This is a genomic window from Moorella thermoacetica, assembly GCF_001267405.1.
GTDB classification, from domain to species: Bacteria; Bacillota; DSM-521; order Neomoorellales; family Neomoorellaceae; genus Neomoorella; species Neomoorella thermoacetica.
On the sequence record NZ_CP012369.1, the window covers coordinates 622,941 to 640,263 of the forward strand.

A 17,323-nucleotide genomic window follows, 5' to 3' on the forward strand; every position below is an offset into this window, starting at 1 on the left:
CAGTGTTAAAATATGAGATTAGAATTGAATTATAATTATAGATAATTTATGTTAGTAAAAATCCCGGTTCATATGGGAGGTGAATGATAGTGGAACTTGTCACGAATAATGATCGTAACAATGACATAGCCCCACAGGAAAGAAGGCAATTGTTGTTTGAATACATCTATAAAAATGGATCAGCTAAAATTAGTGAACTAGCCAATCGTTTTAATGTATCAGAAATGACTATCAGACGTGATATTGAAGTCTTGGAAAAAAAGAATTTAATAATGCGTACCCATGGTGGCGTATTATATCGTGAAGGTACGATATATGACCTTGGTTTAGCGGGTAATAAAGTCCACCTAAATGAAAAGATAGCAATCGCCAAAGCTGCCCGTCCTCTTATCGAACCCGGTGATTTAATAGCCTTTGATGCCAGCACTACTGGTGCCGAACTAGCTAGATTATTAAATGGCATCGAAGATTTAACAATAGTTACTAACAGTCTTACGGTTGCTAACATCGTTGCGCCTTATAGTAATATAACTTTAATCCTGGTAGGTGGCAATTTACGCTCTAAGGCTTTATCAACGGTTGGTCCTCTGGCGGCAGATATAGTTGATCATTTTAACTTCACCAAAATGTTCTTTTCCTGTAATGCTGTGGATCCCGTAGAAGGACTTACCGATACAAATGTAGCTGAAGCCGAGATGAAAAAAATTATGCTCCAGCGAGCTGGGCAGCGTATTCTCCTGGCAGATTCTTCTAAAATTGGCAAAAGGGCTTTAGTTCGCTTTTGGCCTATGGAGGAGATTGATATCTTTGTTACTGATGCCGGGACGCCGGATGAAGCCGTCCAGGTATTTCAGGATTTAGGAGTAAGAGTCATCAGGGCCGAAGCCTGATTGGTGAGAAAGCGGCAAACGCTTTCTATGTATAAAGCCATCAAAGGGGGTAAAATGTATGTCCATTTATGAAAAAGGTATGAATCGGAGGGAGTTTATTGTCAAAAGTCTGATGGCGAGTGGGTTGGTAGCAGGTAGCTCTCTGTTGCTGAGCGGGTGCTCATCGGGCTCAACGGGTACTACTGCAAAAGAAGGCAAACGCTTGAAGGCGGCATTCTCCAATGCTGGACTCCAAGCCACCTGGTGCGCCCAGGGCAAGGATACTGTGGAACGTTGGGGTAAATGGTTGGGAGTAGATATTACCTGGTATGACGGCGCTCTTAGTGTAGACAAGCAGCGTGCGGCCGTAGAAGATATGGCAACTAAAGACTGGGATTTTGTCGCTATCCAACCATTGGGTATCGGTACTTTAAATGAGCCGGTCAAAAAGATGCTGGAACGCGGCATCCCCGTAATCGATATGGATACCATGATCGCTCAACCGGGTGAATTGCCTATCACCTGCTTTATCGCTCCGGATAATGTGTGGGGAGCTGAACAGGTAACCGAAGCCCTGATGCAGGCTATTGGTGGGAAAGGTAATGTGGTAATGACTCAAGGGTCTTTAGGGCATACAGGAGCACAAGGCCGCGCCCAAGGCTTCCATAATGTCATAAAACGTTATCCTGATGTTAAAGTGATAGATGAAACGCCAGCCGACTTCGACGTCAATAAAGTTGCCCAGATTTGGGAAAATTTGCTTAATCGTTACGATAAAATTGATGCCGCGTATTTTCATAACGACGATATGGCCCTGGCAGCCTACCAGGTTATTAAAAATGCCGGCAGGGAAAAAGAAATTAAAATTGGTGGTAATGATGGTATGCAACCGGCAGTAGAAGCCATCCAAAAGGGTATTATGGTTGCTACGGCCCGCAATTCGGCACCACGTATTCACTGGGGTGCATTGATGATTGGGTATTATGCTGCTACTGAAAAAGATGCGAATAAAAAAATTCCACCCTTTATTCTGGCTGATGGTCCAATTATCACCTACAATGTAGACCAGAGTAACAAGCAACCTTGGCTCAACAAGGGCTACGGCCAGTCTCTCGCTCCTGGCCTGATCTGGCAAGAAGATCACTTTATGGTCTAACCAGGCAGTTGGGGAGGGAGCAATCCCTCCCCCTTAGTTAATTGCCTAAGGAGGGGAATCATGGAAAAAGTTTTGGAATTAAAAAATATCGTTAAAAGATATGGCCAGGTGCCGGTTTTAAAAGGTGTAGATTTTGATCTTTATGCCGGAGAGGTACATGCCATTGTTGGTCAGAATGGGGCTGGAAAGAGTACTTTAATGAAAATTTTAGCTGGCGTTATCACTGATTATGAAGGAACTGAGGTTTTAAAAGGGAAACCTGTCAGGTTTCGTTCAGCTGGCGAAGCTCAGGTCCATGGCATTGGCATGGTACATCAGGAACTGAGCGTTATTCTAAAACTTTCTGTAGCTGAGAATTTATTTATTGGTACACCCGGTAGTAAAAAAACCTTTGTAAACTGGTGGGAAATGGAGAATAAAGCTCGACAATTACTAAAGGATTTTGGCCTGGAAAGGATTAATGTAAAACGTCCCCTGGGTAGTTACCTCTTGGGTATTCAACAAATGATTGAAATCATTCGTACTATCCATTCTAGCGCTAAAATCATCATAATGGATGAACCGACCTCGGCTCTATCACCACCCGAGGTAAAGCGGTTGTTTGAACTTATCGGCCGGTTGAAACAGGCCGGTACTAGCATTATCTTTATTTCCCATTTTCTTGATGACGTCTTGGACATCGCTGATCGGATTACCGTTCTCCGGGATGGACGTAAGATAACAACCTTGGAGAATAAGGATATTAATAAGGCGGAACTTATCAGATTAATGCTTGGTAGCAGTGAGGGTATAAGTGAAAACACGGAGATCGAGCTATCAGCTAGTGAAAAGGAACCTGTTTTGGAGATCAAGGATCTGAGTTGTAGGCGTTTATTTAGGGACGTAGCCTTTAGCGTTGGGAAAGGTGAAGTGGTAGGACTTTTTGGCTATATGGGTGCCGGCCATATGGAATTACCACGAGTGTTATTTGGTCTTGAAGTACCGGAAAAAGGACGGGTGATTCTACAAGGAAAAGAAGTCAAAATTAAATCTCCGGGTCATGCCAGAAGTTTGGGGTTAGCTTATGCTCCGGAAAGCAGAAAAAAGGCCCTGTGCCTTACAAAACCTATTTACGCTAATATAACTCTACCTTTCCTGGCAACTATCGGCAGGTTTGTTAATAATCGTACGCGGGAACTAGAGATCAGCCGCCAATTAATCGAACGCACTGCCCTTAGACCACCAAAACCCCTTTTAAATGTCGGTAATCTCAGTGGAGGTAATCAGCAGAAAGTCTCAGTCTCCCGTTGGTTACCTACTCATCCTATCGTTTTTATTCTCAGCGAACCTACCAGGGGCATGGATGTCGGAGCCAAAGAAGAGATAATTAATCTAGTCCGTGACCTTAAGGCCCAAGGTATGGGAATCATTGTTGCTTCCTCAGAACCAGAAACGATTTTTGCTCTGGCCGATCGCATATTGGTGTTCTCGAAAGGTAAAATTGTGCATGAGTTTAAGCAAGGTAAAGTCAATAAAGAGCTTTTATTTCAGTATGCTTAAATTTTCATCTTAAAGAGGTGATAAGTGGTGTCAGTCGTAACTAAAAAGGAACCTGCAAATTTAGGACGGGTTTTAAAAAGAAGTCTACATTCTATGGCCCCCCTGTGGACCTTGATTATCCTATTTATCTTTTTCAGCTTGGCGTCAGATACGTTTTTTCGAATAATTAATTTCCGCAATATCTTGATTCAGGTTTCTACTATGGCCATCATGTCTACGGGGGTAACCTTTGTTTTGTTAACTGGTGAGATCGACCTCAGCGTCGCTGACGTAGGTGGCCTGGCCGGTGTCATCGCAGCTTATGCTACGGCAACCCTGGCGTTACCCCAATCACTGTCGATAATCCTGGCCCTGGTGATAACTTTACTTCTGGGTTATTTCAACGGTTTTGGTACTGCCAGATTGGGTATTCCTTCCTTTATGATCACCTTGGCTATGATGGTCATTGCAGGTGGTCTTTCACTCTATTTTACCAGGGGTCGCGTGATTTTTAAGATACCTGATCTATTGAAAGTCCTGGGAACTGGTAGTATTGGCCCGATACCTATCATTGTTATCATAGCTGTTATAGTCCTAGCTGTGGCCCATTTTGTTCTCCAGTATACCCGCTATGGCCGCTATGTCTATATGACGGGTGCTAATCGCGAGGCAGCTGAGCTTTCGGGAGTTAATACTCGTACCGTAATAGCCTCATGCCTGGCTATTTCCGGTTTTACAGCAGGACTTTCGGGGTTAATGAACTTAGGCCGCCTTGGAAGCGCTCAACCATCAGTGCCTAGTGATATGTTAATTAATGCCATTGCTGCTGTCGTTCTTGGCGGGACCTCTTTGGCTGGTGGTGAAGGTGGCATTCCAAATACCATTATTGGCCTCTTGATTTTAGGTATATTACGTAATGGCCTCGACCAAGTGAGTACCGATGTATATCTAAAAACCTTTATAACCGGCATTATTCTGGTAGTAGCGTTGTTTTTAAATATCGTTGCAAGCCGCCTCCGCCATACTGCTGAAGACGAATAATAGCAGTCGGCGGATGCAAATACAATCATGGAGGGATTTTCATGGATAATTTTACTGAGCACATTAAAGTACCGGAGCCGGATTTAAGCCGCTACCAGCCTCTCAACCTTGAAACGGTCATTACTTACGTAAAGCAACGGCCGGAACTGCAAGAGTTATTCTCCCCGGACGAGGAATTGGTCAGCAGTGAAGTTGGTGACGGTAACCTGAATTTGGTCTTCCGTATTCAAGCCAAAAATGACCCTGCCCGTTCAATTATCATTAAACAAGCTTTACCATATGTCCGTCTGGTAGGGGATAGTTGGCCCTTGAGCCCCGATCGGGCTATTATCGAAGGCAAAGCTCTGGCCATATTCTCTGCCATCTGTCCGGACCTTACTCCGAAACTTTATTATACCGATTATGATATGTATTTGAATATCATGGAGGACCTGGCGCCACGGATTATTTTGCACAAAGGTCTCATTAAGAGGCAACACTACCCCAACTTTACGAAGCATATTGGTCGCTACCTAGCCCGGACCTTAGGAGAAACCTGTGATTTATACCTTGACCCCCAATTGAAGAAATGGAATGCCGCCCAGTTTACCAACCCTCAGCTGTGCAAGATTACCGAGGACCTCGTTTTTACCAACCCATATATTAAAGACGGAAATGGCAATCATTTCAATCCCTTGATCGCCAAAGAGGTAGAGGTTATCCAAAACGACGAAGAGCTACATGCGGAAATGGCTGAGCTGAAGGATGCCTTCATGAGTCATGGCCAAGCACTCATACATGGTGATCTCCATACCGGCAGTATTATGGTTGATGCTGCTACTACTAAAGTTATGGACCCCGAGTTTGCCTTCTATGGACCGGCAGGATTTGATATTGGAGCTGTAATCGGCAACCTTTTCTTGAATTATGCTTCCCATGAGGGCCATACACTAGATCCTGGCGAGCGACGGGAATACCAGCAATATCTCCTGGATTTAGCTAAAGGCGTGTGGGAGAACTTCGTGGCCGAGTTTCAATTTGTCTGGGAAAAACAGGACCCTGTCCAAAGGCCGGATGCCTACAGGGAACGCTATATGTTAAAACTTATTCAGGATACGGCTGGCTTTGGCGGTGCTAAGATGATGCGTAGAATTATCGGCCTGGCCCATGTAGAGGACCTGGAAAGTATTGCTGATCCTGAGAAGAGAGCCGTTGCCGAAAGGTTGGGCCTGGCCATTGGCCGGCGTTTGGTGAAAGAGCGGTCGCATTTTAGCAGTATCAGTGATATTATTAATGTGGTCCTGACTTCACGGCCGGAGGTGTTCTAAATGTACGAGCCCATTGCCCCTATCAGCTGGCGTGATGGCCAGGTGGAGATGATCGACCAGACACTCTTACCCGGGGAGCTGGTTATCATCCGGCCCCGGACGGTAGAAGAGATGTGGGACGCCATCAAGAAGCTCAAGGTCCGGGGGGCGCCGGCCATCGGCATTGCGGCAGCCCTGGGCCTGTACCTGGCTGTGAAGGACTCGGGAGCCAGGGACAAGGCCGGTTTCGAGGCCGAATTGCAAAAGGCCGCCGCTTACCTGGCTTCCTCCCGGCCTACGGCGGTAAACCTCTTCTGGGCCTTGAAGCGGGTGCAGCAGGCGGTAGCCGCCGCGGCCACGGACGACGTTGCCGCCTTAAAGGAACTGGTCCTGAAGGAAGCCCTGGCTATCCGGGATGAGGACGAGGCCATGTGCCGGGCTATCGGTGAGCACGGCGCCTCCCTTCTGGCCGACGCCGAAGCCGTCCTTACCCACTGCAACGCCGGCACCCTGGCCACCGCCCGTTACGGCACGGCCCTGGCTCCCATCTATACCCTGGCCGCCCGGGGCAAGGTGTTGAAGGTCTTTGCCGACGAGACCAGGCCCCTCCTCCAGGGAGCCCGCCTGACTACCTGGGAATTGCACCAGGCCGGCATCCCGGTAACCCTGATCACTGACAATATGGCCGCTACCGTGATGGCCCGGGGCTGGGTCCAGGCAGTCATCGTCGGTGCCGACCGCATCACCGCCAACGGGGACGTGGCTAATAAAATCGGTACCTACGGCGTGGCTATTTTGGCCCGGGAGCACGGCATTCCTTTCTATGTAGCCGCACCGGCCAGCACCTTTGACTTAAGCCTCTCAGGCGGGGAGCAGATACCTATCGAAGAAAGGGACCCGGCTGAGGTCAGCCATTTCGGCTTGCGGCCCACGGCCCCCGAGGGTATCGGCATTTTCAACCCGGCCTTCGATGTGACCCCCTACCGCTATGTCACAGCCATTATTACAGAAAAAGGAGTCATCCGGCCGCCATACAAACAAAATATCGCCAAAGTATTAGCCGGCGAAAGCAGGTGAGAGTAATTGCTGCAAACTTTAAAGGAGCAAATCGTTGAAGTGGGTCGGCGCCTCTACCGGAGGGGGCTGGTTAACGGCAACGAAGGCAATATTAGCATTCGCTTGCCCGGGGACAGGATCCTGACCACTCCTACAGGGGTGAGCAAGGGTTTCCTGCAGGCAGACGACCTGGTAATCGTGGACCTCGACGGCAATATTCTTGAGGGGAAACAGAAGCCTTCGTCGGAAGTAAAGATGCACCTGGCGGCCTACCGGGCGCGGCCGGATATCCAGGCCGCCGTCCACGCCCATCCCCGTTTCGCCACCACCTTTGCCGTAGCCCGCAAGAATCTCCCCATTACAGCCATGCCGGAAATGGTGGTCCTGGTGGGGGAGGTAGCCTTGGTACCCTATGGGACGCCCTCGACCACTGAACTGGTGGACCAGTTCGCCCCTTACTGGCAGGGCCACGACGCCTTTTTGCTCAGCAACCACGGTGTCCTCACCCTGGGCCGGGACATCTGGGAAGCCCTCTACCGCATGGAGTCCCTGGAGCACTACGCCAGCATTATCCTGGCCAGCCAGTCCCTGGGCGGTCCTCATTACCTGGAGCCCGAGAACCTGGAGAAACTTTACCGCTTGAAGCAGTGAAACCGGTGTTACATCTGGCCGGCAGTCGTTATAAAACGCGACCCTGCCGGCTAATTTTCCCTATTTGGGGTAGTATATATGTAGATAGGCAAGATAAAAACTGACATTTTTTCAGATGGATTCAACCCTGACTATCCCACAGATGGACTACCCCTGGAAACGCGAAGCCTTGACTTCAATATTTATCCATAATAAAATATAAATATCAGATCTCCTAGTTCTCAAACAGCGGCAGCTTATGCGGAAAAACAATGGTTTTTGGGTTCGGAGGCCGAAGGTTCCTGATAGGCATGTTTCGCGGTCGATATGACCTGTAGGGGTAAGTGAACCTTATTTAGGCTTTAAAGTTTGTTCATTTAGATACACGATGATGCGAAATAAAGAGGTAAAGAAGCCTCTTATTTAGGAACAGAGCTGTTCCGCAAACAAAGGGGTTTTAATTTAATTGCAAAATAAGAGGTCGGGAAGGTCTGTGACCAGAGGGAGGAATGACTGGTGCGGATAGCCATTATCGGCGGTTCCGGGGTTTACGACCCCGGTATTCTCACCAACATCCACGAAGAGAGGGTGGAAACGCCCTATGGTGCCGCCGTCCTCAAGGTTGGCACCTACCATGGGGAAGAGATAGGGTTCATGCCCCGTCACGGGGATAAGCACACCGTGCCACCCCACAAGGTTAACTACCGGGCCAATATCTGGGCCTTGAAGATGCTAAAAGTAGAACGGGTCCTGGCCACGGCCGCGGTGGGTTCCACCAATCCGGAATTCCGGCCGGGGGATTTTGTTATTGTCAATGACTTCCTGGACTTTACCAAAACACGTACTTACACCTTTTTCGAAGGGGGCGAGACGGGGGTAGTCCATACCGATTTCACGACCCCCTATTGCCCTGAGCTTGGCCAGGTCCTGGTGGAGACAGCCGCCCGTCTGGGCATCAAGGCCCACGCCGGCGGCGTTTACGCCTGCACCGAAGGGCCGCGTTTTGAAACCCCGGCCGAGATCCGAATGATCCGGCAGCTGGGCGGCGATCTGGTGGGCATGACCAATGTTCCCGAGGTAGTGCTGGCCCATGAGGTAGGGCTCTGCTACGGCCTCATCGCCATGGTCACCAACATGGCAGCCGGCATTTCCTCCACTCCTTTAAGCCACGAAGAAGTCCTGGAGATCATGGACCAGAACGGCAAAAACTTGCGCGACCTCATTATGCAGGCTATACCCGGTATTCCCCGGCAGCGAAACTGCCGCTGCAGCCTCGCCGCCGGTAAGATTGAGGTATAAAGGGTAAGGAGGAAACGTCGATGCCAGCATCAATTATTCGCGATCCCAACCTGGCCCCTGAAGGCCGGTTGAAGATCGACTGGGTCCGCAACAACATGCCTATCTTAAACGAAATTCGTCGCGACTTCGAAGAGCGCCGGCCCTTCGCCGGCAAGCGGGTGGCCATCTGCCTGCACCTGGAGGCCAAGACCGCCTACCTGGCCCTGGTCATCAAGGCCGGGGGAGCGGAAGTAGCCATCTGCGGTTCCAACCCCCTTTCCACCCAGGACGACGTTTGTGCCGGGCTGGCCAGCCAGGGGGTTACCGTTTACGCCCGCCACGGCTGTACGGCGGAGGAGTACAACACCTTCCTGAATAAAGTCCTGGACACCAGGCCCCAGCTGGTCATCGATGACGGCGGCGACCTGGTCCATCTCCTCCATACCGGCCGGCGGGAACTCCTGCCGGAGATTATCGGCGGCGCCGAGGAAACGACTACGGGGATTCTACGCCTGAAGGCCATGGAAGCCGAGGGCGCCCTGGCCTTCCCCATGGTCGCCGTTAACAACGGCGACTGCAAGCACCTCTTTGACAATCGCTACGGCACCGGCCAGTCCACCTGGGACGGGATCATGCGCAATACAAATTTGACGGTCTGCGGCAAAACCGTGGTCGTGGCCGGCTACGGCTGGTGCGGTAAGGGGGTGGCCATGCGGGCCAAAGGCCTGGGCGCCCGGGTGATTGTCACCGAGGTCAACCCCATTGCCGCCAATGAGGCCCTTATGGACGGCTTCCAGGTTATGCCCATGAAGGAAGCGGCCAGGTACGGGGATTTCTTTGTCACCGTTACCGGCTGCAAGGACGTCATCCGCGGCGAGCACTACGCCGTGATGAAGGACGGGGCAATCCTCGCCAATGCCGGTCATTTTGATGTGGAAATAAATAAACCGGAACTGATGGCCATGGCCAGGAGCCACCGGGTGGCCCGTCGCAACATCGAGGAGTTTGTCCTGGAAGACGGCCGGCGCATCTATCTCCTGGCCGAGGGGCGCCTGGTGAATATCGCCGCAGCCGACGGGCACCCGGCGGAGATCATGGACCTCACCTTCGCCCTCCAGGCCCTCTCTCTGGATTACCTGTTAAAGAACGCCGGCAAGCTGCCCGCCAGGGTTCTTCCCGTGACTGAGGAAATCGACCGCCGGGTGGCGTCCTTACGCCTGCGCTCCCTGGGGGTGGAGATCGATACCCTGACAGAAGAACAGGAACGTTACCTGGCCAGCTGGCGCCACGAGTAGGCGGCGCGCCAAAAAAGAGGTATCCTCAATGAGCCTTATTGAAATCCGCAACCTGGAATTTACCTATAAAGGCGGTACCCAACCGGCCCTTAAAGGGATCGACCTGGATATTAACCCCGGCGAATTTATCGTCATTATGGGTCACAGCGGGGCCGGTAAGTCTACCCTGTGCCTGACTTTAAACGGCCTGGTTCCCAATTTGAAAAAGGGTGCTTTTAAAGGCGAGGTAAAGATTAAAGGTACACCAACGGCGGGGCATAAGGTCAGCCACTTTGCTCGGACGGTGGTCCTGGTATTCCAGGATTTTGAAACCCAGCTCTTCTCCACCAGCATAGAACTGGAGGTCGCCTTCGGCCCGGAGAATTTCAATGTTCCTCCGGAGGAAATCAAGGAACGGGTGCGGGAGGCCCTGCAAAAGGTCCGCCTGACGGGATTTGAAAACCGGCAGCCGGCCAACCTTTCCGGAGGCCAGAAACAGCGCCTGGCTATAGCCTCGGTGCTTTCCATCCAACCGGAGATTATTTGCATGGATGAGCCGACGACCGATCTCGATCCTGTAGGCAAGTATGAGGTTTTCAGCATCGCCAGCGCCCTGCGGCAGGAAAAACATATGTCCATGATTATTGTCGAGCATGAGGTGGAGGAGGCCCTGGAGGCCGACCGCATTATCCTCATGAAGGAAGGGACTATCCTGGCCCAGGGCACGCCAAGGGAGATACTGAGCCAGAGCGATCTCCTGGCCGGCTGCGCGGTGAAACCCCTGGACATGGCCGAACTCTTCGGCCGGCTGGGTTTCAAAGAACTGCCTTTGACGGTAGAGGAAGGCCTGGAGGCGTGGCGGCGGGCGGGGTTAGCCTTAAACCAGGAGCGTTACCGGTCCATGGTTAAAGCCCAGCAGGCAGCCCGGGAGGGGAAATACGGCGAACCCATTATTGAAGTCAAGGGCTTACGCCATAGCTATGATAAAGATTTTGAAGCCCTGAAGGGCATAGATCTCACTATCCGCCAGGGTGAGTTTGTAGCCATCCTGGGGCAGAACGGCAGCGGCAAGACTACCCTGGTCAAGCACTTCAACGGCCTGCTCCGGCCGACCGCCGGGGAAGTGGTGGTAGCCGGGATGGATACGCGGGCGGAAAGCATCGATAAATTCGGCCGCGTGGTGGGGTATGTCTTCCAGAACCCGGATCACCAGATCTTTGCCGGGACTGTAAAGGAAGAAGTGGCCTACGGTCCCAAACTCTACGGCGTGCCCCCGGCCGAGATTGAGGAGCGGGTCAGGGACGCCCTGCAGGCCGTCGAACTGGCTGGCTTGGAAGAGGAGGACCCCTTTTCCTTGACCAAAGGCCAGCGGCAGCGGGTGGCCGTAGCCTCGATCCTGGCGGCCAAACCCCGGGTGATCATCCTGGATGAACCGACGACGGGCCTGGATTATAAAGAGCAGCGGGGTATGATGGAGTTAGTCCGGCGGCTCAATGACATGGGTCATACTATTATCATGGTCACCCACAGCATGTGGGTCACGGCCGAATATGCCCACCGGGTAATCGTCGTTAAGGATGGGCGGGTGGTAATGGACGGCCCGACGCGGGAGGTCTTTGCCCGGGAAGAAGAACTGGAAGCCGCCTTCTTAAAGCCGCCCCAGATCGTTCGTTTCAGCAACCGCCTGGGTGCTACCTGCCTCAGCGTGGAGGAAGTAATGGCCTGCCTGGAAGGCCGCGAGGGGGGAGCAGAGTGAATCTCTATTTATACCTGGACAAGGACACCATTGTCCACCGGCTGGACCCCCGGGCTAAAATCTTGATTTTAATCTGCACCTTCGCTATACCCCTCCTCAATGACCACCCCTTATGGGTGGCGGGAGCAACGCTTTTAATTCTAATCTACGGTATGCTGGCCCGGTCCCTGGGGAATATCGCCCGCATCAAAACCATCCTGGTTTTAATCTTCATTTTCTCCTCCCTGATGTGGTTTGTTTTTGCTAAAGGGACCACGCCCCTGTTCTGGCGTGTGACCCGGGAATCGGTCATGTACGGCCTGGCCACCGGCCTCAAAATCGATGCCATGATTATCTCCGGGCTGATCTTCCTGTCGACTACCAAAAATGAAGAGATTACCCAGGGCCTAATCAAGCTCGGCCTCCCCTTTGCCGTAGCCTTTGTCTTTTCCACCGCCCTCAGGCTGGTGCCCACCTTTGTGGGCGCCGGGGCCACAGTATCCCAGGCCATGCGGTCCCGGGGGCTGGATATTGACTCCGGCTCCTTCCTGGAAAGGATTAAAAAATATGTACCCCTGCTGGTGCCTATCTTCCTCTCTTCCATCCGCAATACTGATAGCCTGGCTATGGCCCTGGAAAGTAAGGGCTTTGGCAACTCTCCCCGGAGGACCTTTTACCTGCAGTTAAAATGGCAGCCGGTTGACACCCTTTTTCTGGTCTTTTTCGTGGTTTTAACCATCCTTAACGCCTGGGCTAAAATAAACGGTTTCACGTCAATAAGTGGTTTAATAAAATAAAAGGGAGGCGATGCCTCATACATAAATGGGGGGTGATGTTTACTCAGCTGGTTGCTGGCGAGATAAGCCGGCGGAAAATTTTCCGGAAGGGGGAGAAAGGCATTGAAAGAGCTATGGACCATGTGGAAGAACACCCGGATGATCACCATGACCGCCCTCACCGCAGCCATTTTTGCAGCCCTTTTAATTCCTTTTAAAGGTATCCCGATTATCCCTGGCATTACTGAATTTCGTCCGGCCCAGATTATCGCTACTACCTTTCCTATTTTCTTCGGACCCGCCGGTGCCTGGGGCGTGGCCATCGGCAACCTGATCGGCGACTTTTTCGGTACCCTGGGTCCCGGCAGCTTTTTCGGCTTTTTCGGTAACCTTTTTGAAGGCTATGTGATTTATAAGATCTGGCAGGCCCTGAAGAAGGAGCCCACCATTAAATCCGGTGGCGACCTTTTTCACTATGTTTTGGCCGTCATTTTGAGCGGGGCTACCTGCGCCATGATCATCGCCTGGGGCCTGGAGGTCCTGGGAATGTTTCCCTTCGCCGTCCTGGGCACCATTATTACCCTGAATAATGTTATTGTCCCTATCTTCCTGGGGCCGCCCTTAATCCTGCTCCTTTATCCCCGGATTAAGAAATGGGACCTGATCTGGACGGATGTTATGGACCCCGAAGACATCAGCACTGTCAAGTCGCCCACCCTGGGCCTGGCCCTGATGTGGATCGGCGGCCTGGGGGGACTGATTGTTGGCCTGCTCTTGTCCACCGGCCTCTACGGGGCTAAACTGGCCGGCTTTGGTGTAGGTCACACAGGTACAGGTGTTATTTTGGGCCTAATTCCTTTCATCGTTGTCTTCCTGGCTTCGGCCCTGGCCTTTCCCTCAAAGGGAGAGTAGCCGGTAAAAAGAGGGGTGGGGTTGCTAAGGAACTCCACCTCTTTTTTATTTGGCCCCGTGTACATTACCCGGCATCCGGGGGAACAATATAAAAAAACGCCAGGAGGAAAGGAGGTTCTGGATGGATAAGGAGCGGGAAATAGATGCCCGGCGCCGGGAAGCTGAACTCCTGGGGGAAGAACAGGAGCAAAAGAGGCAGCAGTTCATGCGCAATATTATGCAGCAGGGGGAAGGAGTCGCTGCCGAGAGGGAGAAATTCCTGCGGGATCTGCAAACGGGTTCCCTGAAAAAATTATAGCTGAACCTTGCCGCTAACTATTAAGGGGTACTATAATGAAGCCGGAAACTGGGGCCGTAAATCAAGGGGGATTTAACTATGCTGACAGAAGCCAGGCGCCGTGAGGTGCTGGAATTGGCGCGGCAGTTGCTGAGGATACCCAGCCTTTCCGGCAAAGAAAAATGGGTGGCCAGGGCCATCCGGGAGCGGATGCAAGAGTTTGGGTACGACGAGGCGCGGATTGACAGCCTGGGGAATGTTATTGGTATTATTCGCGGCCGGCGGCCAGGTCCCTGCCTCCTCTTCGACGGTCACATGGATACTGTTGCTGCCACCGGGGAAGGCTGGCGCCATGATCCCATCGGCGGCGAGGTGCAGGACGGCAGGCTCTATGGCCGCGGCGCTTCCGACATGAAAGGAGCCCTGGCGGCTATGGTAGCCGCCGCCGGTTACTTTGCCCATGACCGGGAGCGGGATTTCGCCGGTACCCTGGCGGTGGCCGGCACCGTCCATGAGGAATGCTTTGAAGGGGTGGCGGCCAGAGAGGTTTTTAAGGCCGTTAGGCCTGATTATGTGGTTCTCGGCGAGGCTTCGGAATTAAACCTGAAGCGCGGCCAGCGGGGCCGGGCGGAGATCGTCATCACTACCCGGGGCCGTGCCGCCCATTCATCCAACCCCGGGGCGGGGAATAATGCCGTCTACCAGATGGTCGAGGTGGTCCGCCGCCTGCGGGAGCTGGAGCCGCCCCTGCATCCGGTCCTGGGGCCTGGGATTCTAAAGCTGACGGATATTATTTCCGCGCCTTATCCCGGAGCTTCGGTGGTTCCTGATACCTGCCGGGTTACCTACGACCGCCGCCTGCTGGTAGGAGAGACCAGGGAGGGGGTACTGGCTCCCATTCGTAAGGTTCTCGATGAGCTGGCGGCATCTTGCCCCGGTTTCCGGGCCGAGGTCGCCTTCGCCCGGGGTGAGGGTAAGTGCTATACCGGCGCCCACCTCGCCAGCGAGCGCTTTTATCCCGGATGGCTGCTGCCGGATGATCATGAACTGGTGCGCCGGGCCCTGGCCGGCCTGCGGGCTGCCGGCCTGCAGCCGGCTTTAAGCCATTACTCCTTCTGCACCAACGGTAGCTTTTACGCCGGCGAAGCCGGGGTGCCCACCATCGGCTTTGGTCCTTCCCGGGAAGAACTGGCCCATGTGGTTGATGAATACATTGAGCTGGAACAGCTCTGGGCCGCGGCAACGGGTTATTACGCCCTGGCCGGCGCCCTCCTGGCTCCTTAAAACGGGAACTTTTTCCCAGCCGGCGGCGTCTTAAATTATAGGCGCGGTGAATAACAGGTTACTGGCCGGGAGGGGAAAAGATGACCAGGAGTACCGCCATTGTAATGACCATAGCTGTGATTGGAGTGATGGTTTTCCTTTCGCTAATAGGACACTTCCTCCCCTGAAAGACGGCGCCGGTTTTAGATCGGCGCCGTCGCTGCTTCCAGGTAGGTAAGGGTACAGGCCGTGGCATCCAGGCGGGCACGGATGCCAAGGGGCAGGGTGGCCTGGGGTTTGACATGGCCGGCCGGGAGGCCGTAGAAACAGGGTCGGCCCAGGGGCTTGAGCCGGGCGGTGATGACTTCCAGGGCAGTTAATCCCTGGCGGTTATCGTCGCACCGGGTACAATAACCGAAGACAATCCCGGCCGCCTCCTCCAGCTTGCCGGCCAGCTGCAACTGGGTGAGCATCCGGTCCAGGCGATAGGGGGCTTCGTCTACTTCTTCCAGGAAAAGGATTCTGCCACGGGTATCGATTTCAAAGGTCGTACCCAGAGTTGCCGTAACCAGGGAGAGGTTGCCGCCGGTAACCGTCCCTTCGGCCTGCCCGGGAATAATGCTCACCGGAGCTGGCAACTCCGGAGCCGGGGGTATGGTACCCAGGGGTGCGGTTGTTGCCAGGGTACGAAAGAGGGCTTTTTCGGTATAAGGGTCCGGGACCGGGCCGCCCAGCTCGGGGTAGATCATGGGCCCGTGAAAAGTAACCAGCCCCGCGATTTTGTTGAAGGCCAAATGTAAGGCGGTAATGTCGCTGTAGCCTAACAGGATCTTCGGATGAGAGAGGACAAGATCATAGTCGAGGCCGGCCAGGAGCCTGAGGCTGCCGTAACCGCCCCGGAGGCAAATTATGGCCCCTATTTCCAGGTCCCGGAACATCCAGTGCAGGTCGGCCAGGCGATCGGCATCATTCCCGGCCAGGTAGCCGGCGGCTTTACTTATATGCCTACCGGTACGGACCCGGTAGCCCCGGCTGCGCCAGAACTCCAGGCCCCGTTCCAGGTATTCCGGCTGCGCCAGGGGACTGGCCGGGGCTATGATGCCGATGGTAGCGCCTTTTTTGAGGGCCGGCGGTTTGAGGATCAGCTTTAATTTCTCCATGAACTCCCTCCGTCCGGGTCTTTTTCGATGCTTATCTCCATCACCGATGGCCTCGCCTTCGCTCCCCGGCCTTCCTGGACCGCTATGCTGCTCGGCCGAGTCCCTTCCTGCAACAAATACCGGCCGGCAATTGCGGGCGGCTTAGGGCGCCGTTTAAGTAGCCCGGGGTAGCTCCCTGGTGGCGGTTAGCGGGGGGCTCTCAGGTAAATATATATGCTGCACCCCGGGTAAAAGAAAAGCGGCAGGTCTTGCCTGCCGCCGGGGAACATAATTCATGAAACCCTGGTGACCTGATTACTGGCGAGTAACTCCATCGTCGGTCTTCTGGGCCGAACCCTTGGCAACAAAGGTTTTGCAGCAGGTTTCAGCCGACGAGTTTACGGGCGTAGCTGAAATACTCCCCGCCATGGGGGCATCGACATTCTGGGCCTGGGATTTGCTCATAGAATCAGAAGTAACAAGAATCTGGGAAGCATCACAGACGTTGCCACTGGACCAGTAATGGCAGTTGTTAACACTGCAGCTAATCTTAGGCATGAAATGGCACCTCCATAAAAATTTTTCATCCCTAAAAAAAATATCCCCCGGTAATAAGCCTTTTATGCGCACCTTTAGCATGAGAAAATCTCAGGGTAGTGGGAATACTATTTTTGAAGTTTTAGTGAAGTTCCTTGACAATAGAGGGGGAGCTAAATTAAGATCTTCGTAAGATAATGTACAGGCCGGGGGTAGGATTGGGCCTGCCGGGGGCTTCTCGAGGCCTGGAAGCAGGCAAATCAGGCCCCGGTGGGTTTTAAGCGCACTGACGAGGTTAAACTTGCCAAATATGGCTATGGAGGTTATGATGTATGATGTGGGGATATTATAATTGGGGTATGGGCGTGTGGATGCTCGTTTGGTGGGCGATACTAATTGGCATTATCGTCCTGGCGGTATACGGACTGGTAAGCCTGTTTAACCGCCGTGACGGGCAATCGCCCATGCGTCCCGATCCCTTAGGAATTATTAAGGAAAGGTATGCAAGGGGTGAAATTACCGCTGAGGAGTACCACCGCATGCGCGATGAGCTCAAGGAGTAGTGATAGGGTAACA

Annotated in this window: 17 protein-coding genes; 15 read left to right on the forward strand and 2 right to left on the reverse strand. The window is 53.0% G+C overall.

Features of this window, described 5'->3' with window-relative positions; translation table 11 throughout:
- Positions 1 to 89 precede the first annotated feature (89 nt).
- The 14 genes from MOTHE_RS03100 (at position 90) to MOTHE_RS03160 (ending at position 15,092) form a co-directional block, all read left to right on the forward strand.
- Entirely contained in the window at positions 90 to 890 is an 801-nt protein-coding gene (locus MOTHE_RS03100; RefSeq protein ID WP_011392220.1) for a DeoR/GlpR family DNA-binding transcription regulator, read from the forward strand.
- 58 nt (positions 891 to 948) lie between these two features.
- On the forward strand, positions 949 to 2,025 hold the full coding sequence (locus tag MOTHE_RS03105) for a sugar ABC transporter substrate-binding protein (protein WP_053094658.1): 1,077 nt from the start codon (positions 949 to 951) through the stop codon (positions 2,023 to 2,025).
- Positions 2,026 to 2,085: 60 nt separating this feature from the next.
- Positions 2,086 to 3,564 carry a sugar ABC transporter ATP-binding protein gene (locus tag MOTHE_RS03110; RefSeq protein WP_053094659.1) on the forward strand — a complete coding sequence of 493 codons (1,479 nt, stop codon included), beginning with the start codon at positions 2,086 to 2,088 and terminating at the stop codon, positions 3,562 to 3,564.
- Positions 3,565 to 3,591: 27 nt separating this feature from the next.
- Complete coding sequence (locus MOTHE_RS03115) at positions 3,592 to 4,584, forward strand: ABC transporter permease (RefSeq protein ID WP_053094660.1); 993 nt, start codon at positions 3,592 to 3,594, stop codon at positions 4,582 to 4,584.
- A gap of 41 nt (positions 4,585 to 4,625) precedes the next feature.
- Complete coding sequence (mtnK, locus tag MOTHE_RS03120) at positions 4,626 to 5,891, forward strand: S-methyl-5-thioribose kinase (protein WP_053094661.1); 1,266 nt, start codon at positions 4,626 to 4,628, stop codon at positions 5,889 to 5,891.
- Positions 5,892 to 6,947, forward strand: a complete 1,056-nt coding sequence (gene mtnA, locus MOTHE_RS03125) for an S-methyl-5-thioribose-1-phosphate isomerase (protein ID WP_011392224.1) — start codon at positions 5,892 to 5,894, stop codon at positions 6,945 to 6,947. It begins immediately after the preceding gene.
- Between the two features lie 6 nt (positions 6,948 to 6,953).
- Complete coding sequence (locus tag MOTHE_RS03130) at positions 6,954 to 7,577, forward strand: class II aldolase/adducin family protein (protein WP_011392225.1); 624 nt, start codon at positions 6,954 to 6,956, stop codon at positions 7,575 to 7,577.
- 495 nt (positions 7,578 to 8,072) lie between these two features.
- A complete protein-coding gene (gene mtnP, locus MOTHE_RS03135; protein WP_011392226.1) occupies positions 8,073 to 8,855 on the forward strand; it encodes an S-methyl-5'-thioadenosine phosphorylase in 783 nt (260 codons plus the stop codon).
- A 20-nt stretch (positions 8,856 to 8,875) separates the two neighbouring features.
- Positions 8,876 to 10,129 carry an adenosylhomocysteinase gene (locus MOTHE_RS03140; protein ID WP_011392227.1) on the forward strand — a complete coding sequence of 418 codons (1,254 nt, stop codon included), beginning with the start codon at positions 8,876 to 8,878 and terminating at the stop codon, positions 10,127 to 10,129.
- A 28-nt stretch (positions 10,130 to 10,157) separates the two neighbouring features.
- Positions 10,158 to 11,864, forward strand: a complete 1,707-nt coding sequence (locus tag MOTHE_RS03145) for an ABC transporter ATP-binding protein (protein WP_053094662.1) — start codon at positions 10,158 to 10,160, stop codon at positions 11,862 to 11,864.
- A complete protein-coding gene (locus tag MOTHE_RS03150) occupies positions 11,861 to 12,640 on the forward strand; it encodes an energy-coupling factor transporter transmembrane component T family protein (protein WP_011392229.1) in 780 nt (259 codons plus the stop codon). Before MOTHE_RS03145 ends, MOTHE_RS03150 begins: the two co-directional genes overlap by 4 nt.
- A 102-nt stretch (positions 12,641 to 12,742) precedes the next feature.
- Complete coding sequence (locus MOTHE_RS03155) at positions 12,743 to 13,531, forward strand: QueT transporter family protein (RefSeq protein WP_011392230.1); 789 nt, start codon at positions 12,743 to 12,745, stop codon at positions 13,529 to 13,531.
- Positions 13,532 to 13,652: 121 nt separating this feature from the next.
- Complete coding sequence (locus MOTHE_RS13235) at positions 13,653 to 13,829, forward strand: hypothetical protein (protein ID WP_155767719.1); 177 nt, start codon at positions 13,653 to 13,655, stop codon at positions 13,827 to 13,829.
- 78 nt (positions 13,830 to 13,907) lie between these two features.
- Positions 13,908 to 15,092 (forward strand): YgeY family selenium metabolism-linked hydrolase, encoded by a 1,185-nt coding sequence (locus MOTHE_RS03160; protein ID WP_053094663.1) that lies wholly within the window; start codon positions 13,908 to 13,910, stop codon positions 15,090 to 15,092.
- A 182-nt stretch (positions 15,093 to 15,274) separates the two neighbouring features.
- On the opposite strand, the gene MOTHE_RS03165 is transcribed toward MOTHE_RS03160, so the two are convergent.
- Positions 15,275 to 16,231 carry a S66 peptidase family protein gene (locus MOTHE_RS03165; protein WP_011392232.1) on the reverse strand — a complete coding sequence of 319 codons (957 nt, stop codon included), beginning with the start codon at positions 16,229 to 16,231 and terminating at the stop codon, positions 15,275 to 15,277.
- Between the two features lie 294 nt (positions 16,232 to 16,525).
- On the reverse strand, positions 16,526 to 16,768 hold the full coding sequence (locus tag MOTHE_RS03170; RefSeq protein ID WP_025774132.1) for a DUF1540 domain-containing protein: 243 nt from the start codon (positions 16,766 to 16,768) through the stop codon (positions 16,526 to 16,528).
- Between the two features lie 311 nt (positions 16,769 to 17,079).
- On the opposite strand from MOTHE_RS03170, the gene MOTHE_RS03175 reads away from it, so the two are divergent.
- Positions 17,080 to 17,310 (forward strand): SHOCT domain-containing protein, encoded by a 231-nt coding sequence (locus MOTHE_RS03175; protein ID WP_011392234.1) that lies wholly within the window; start codon positions 17,080 to 17,082, stop codon positions 17,308 to 17,310.
- The last annotated feature ends 13 nt before the right edge of the window (positions 17,311 to 17,323 follow it).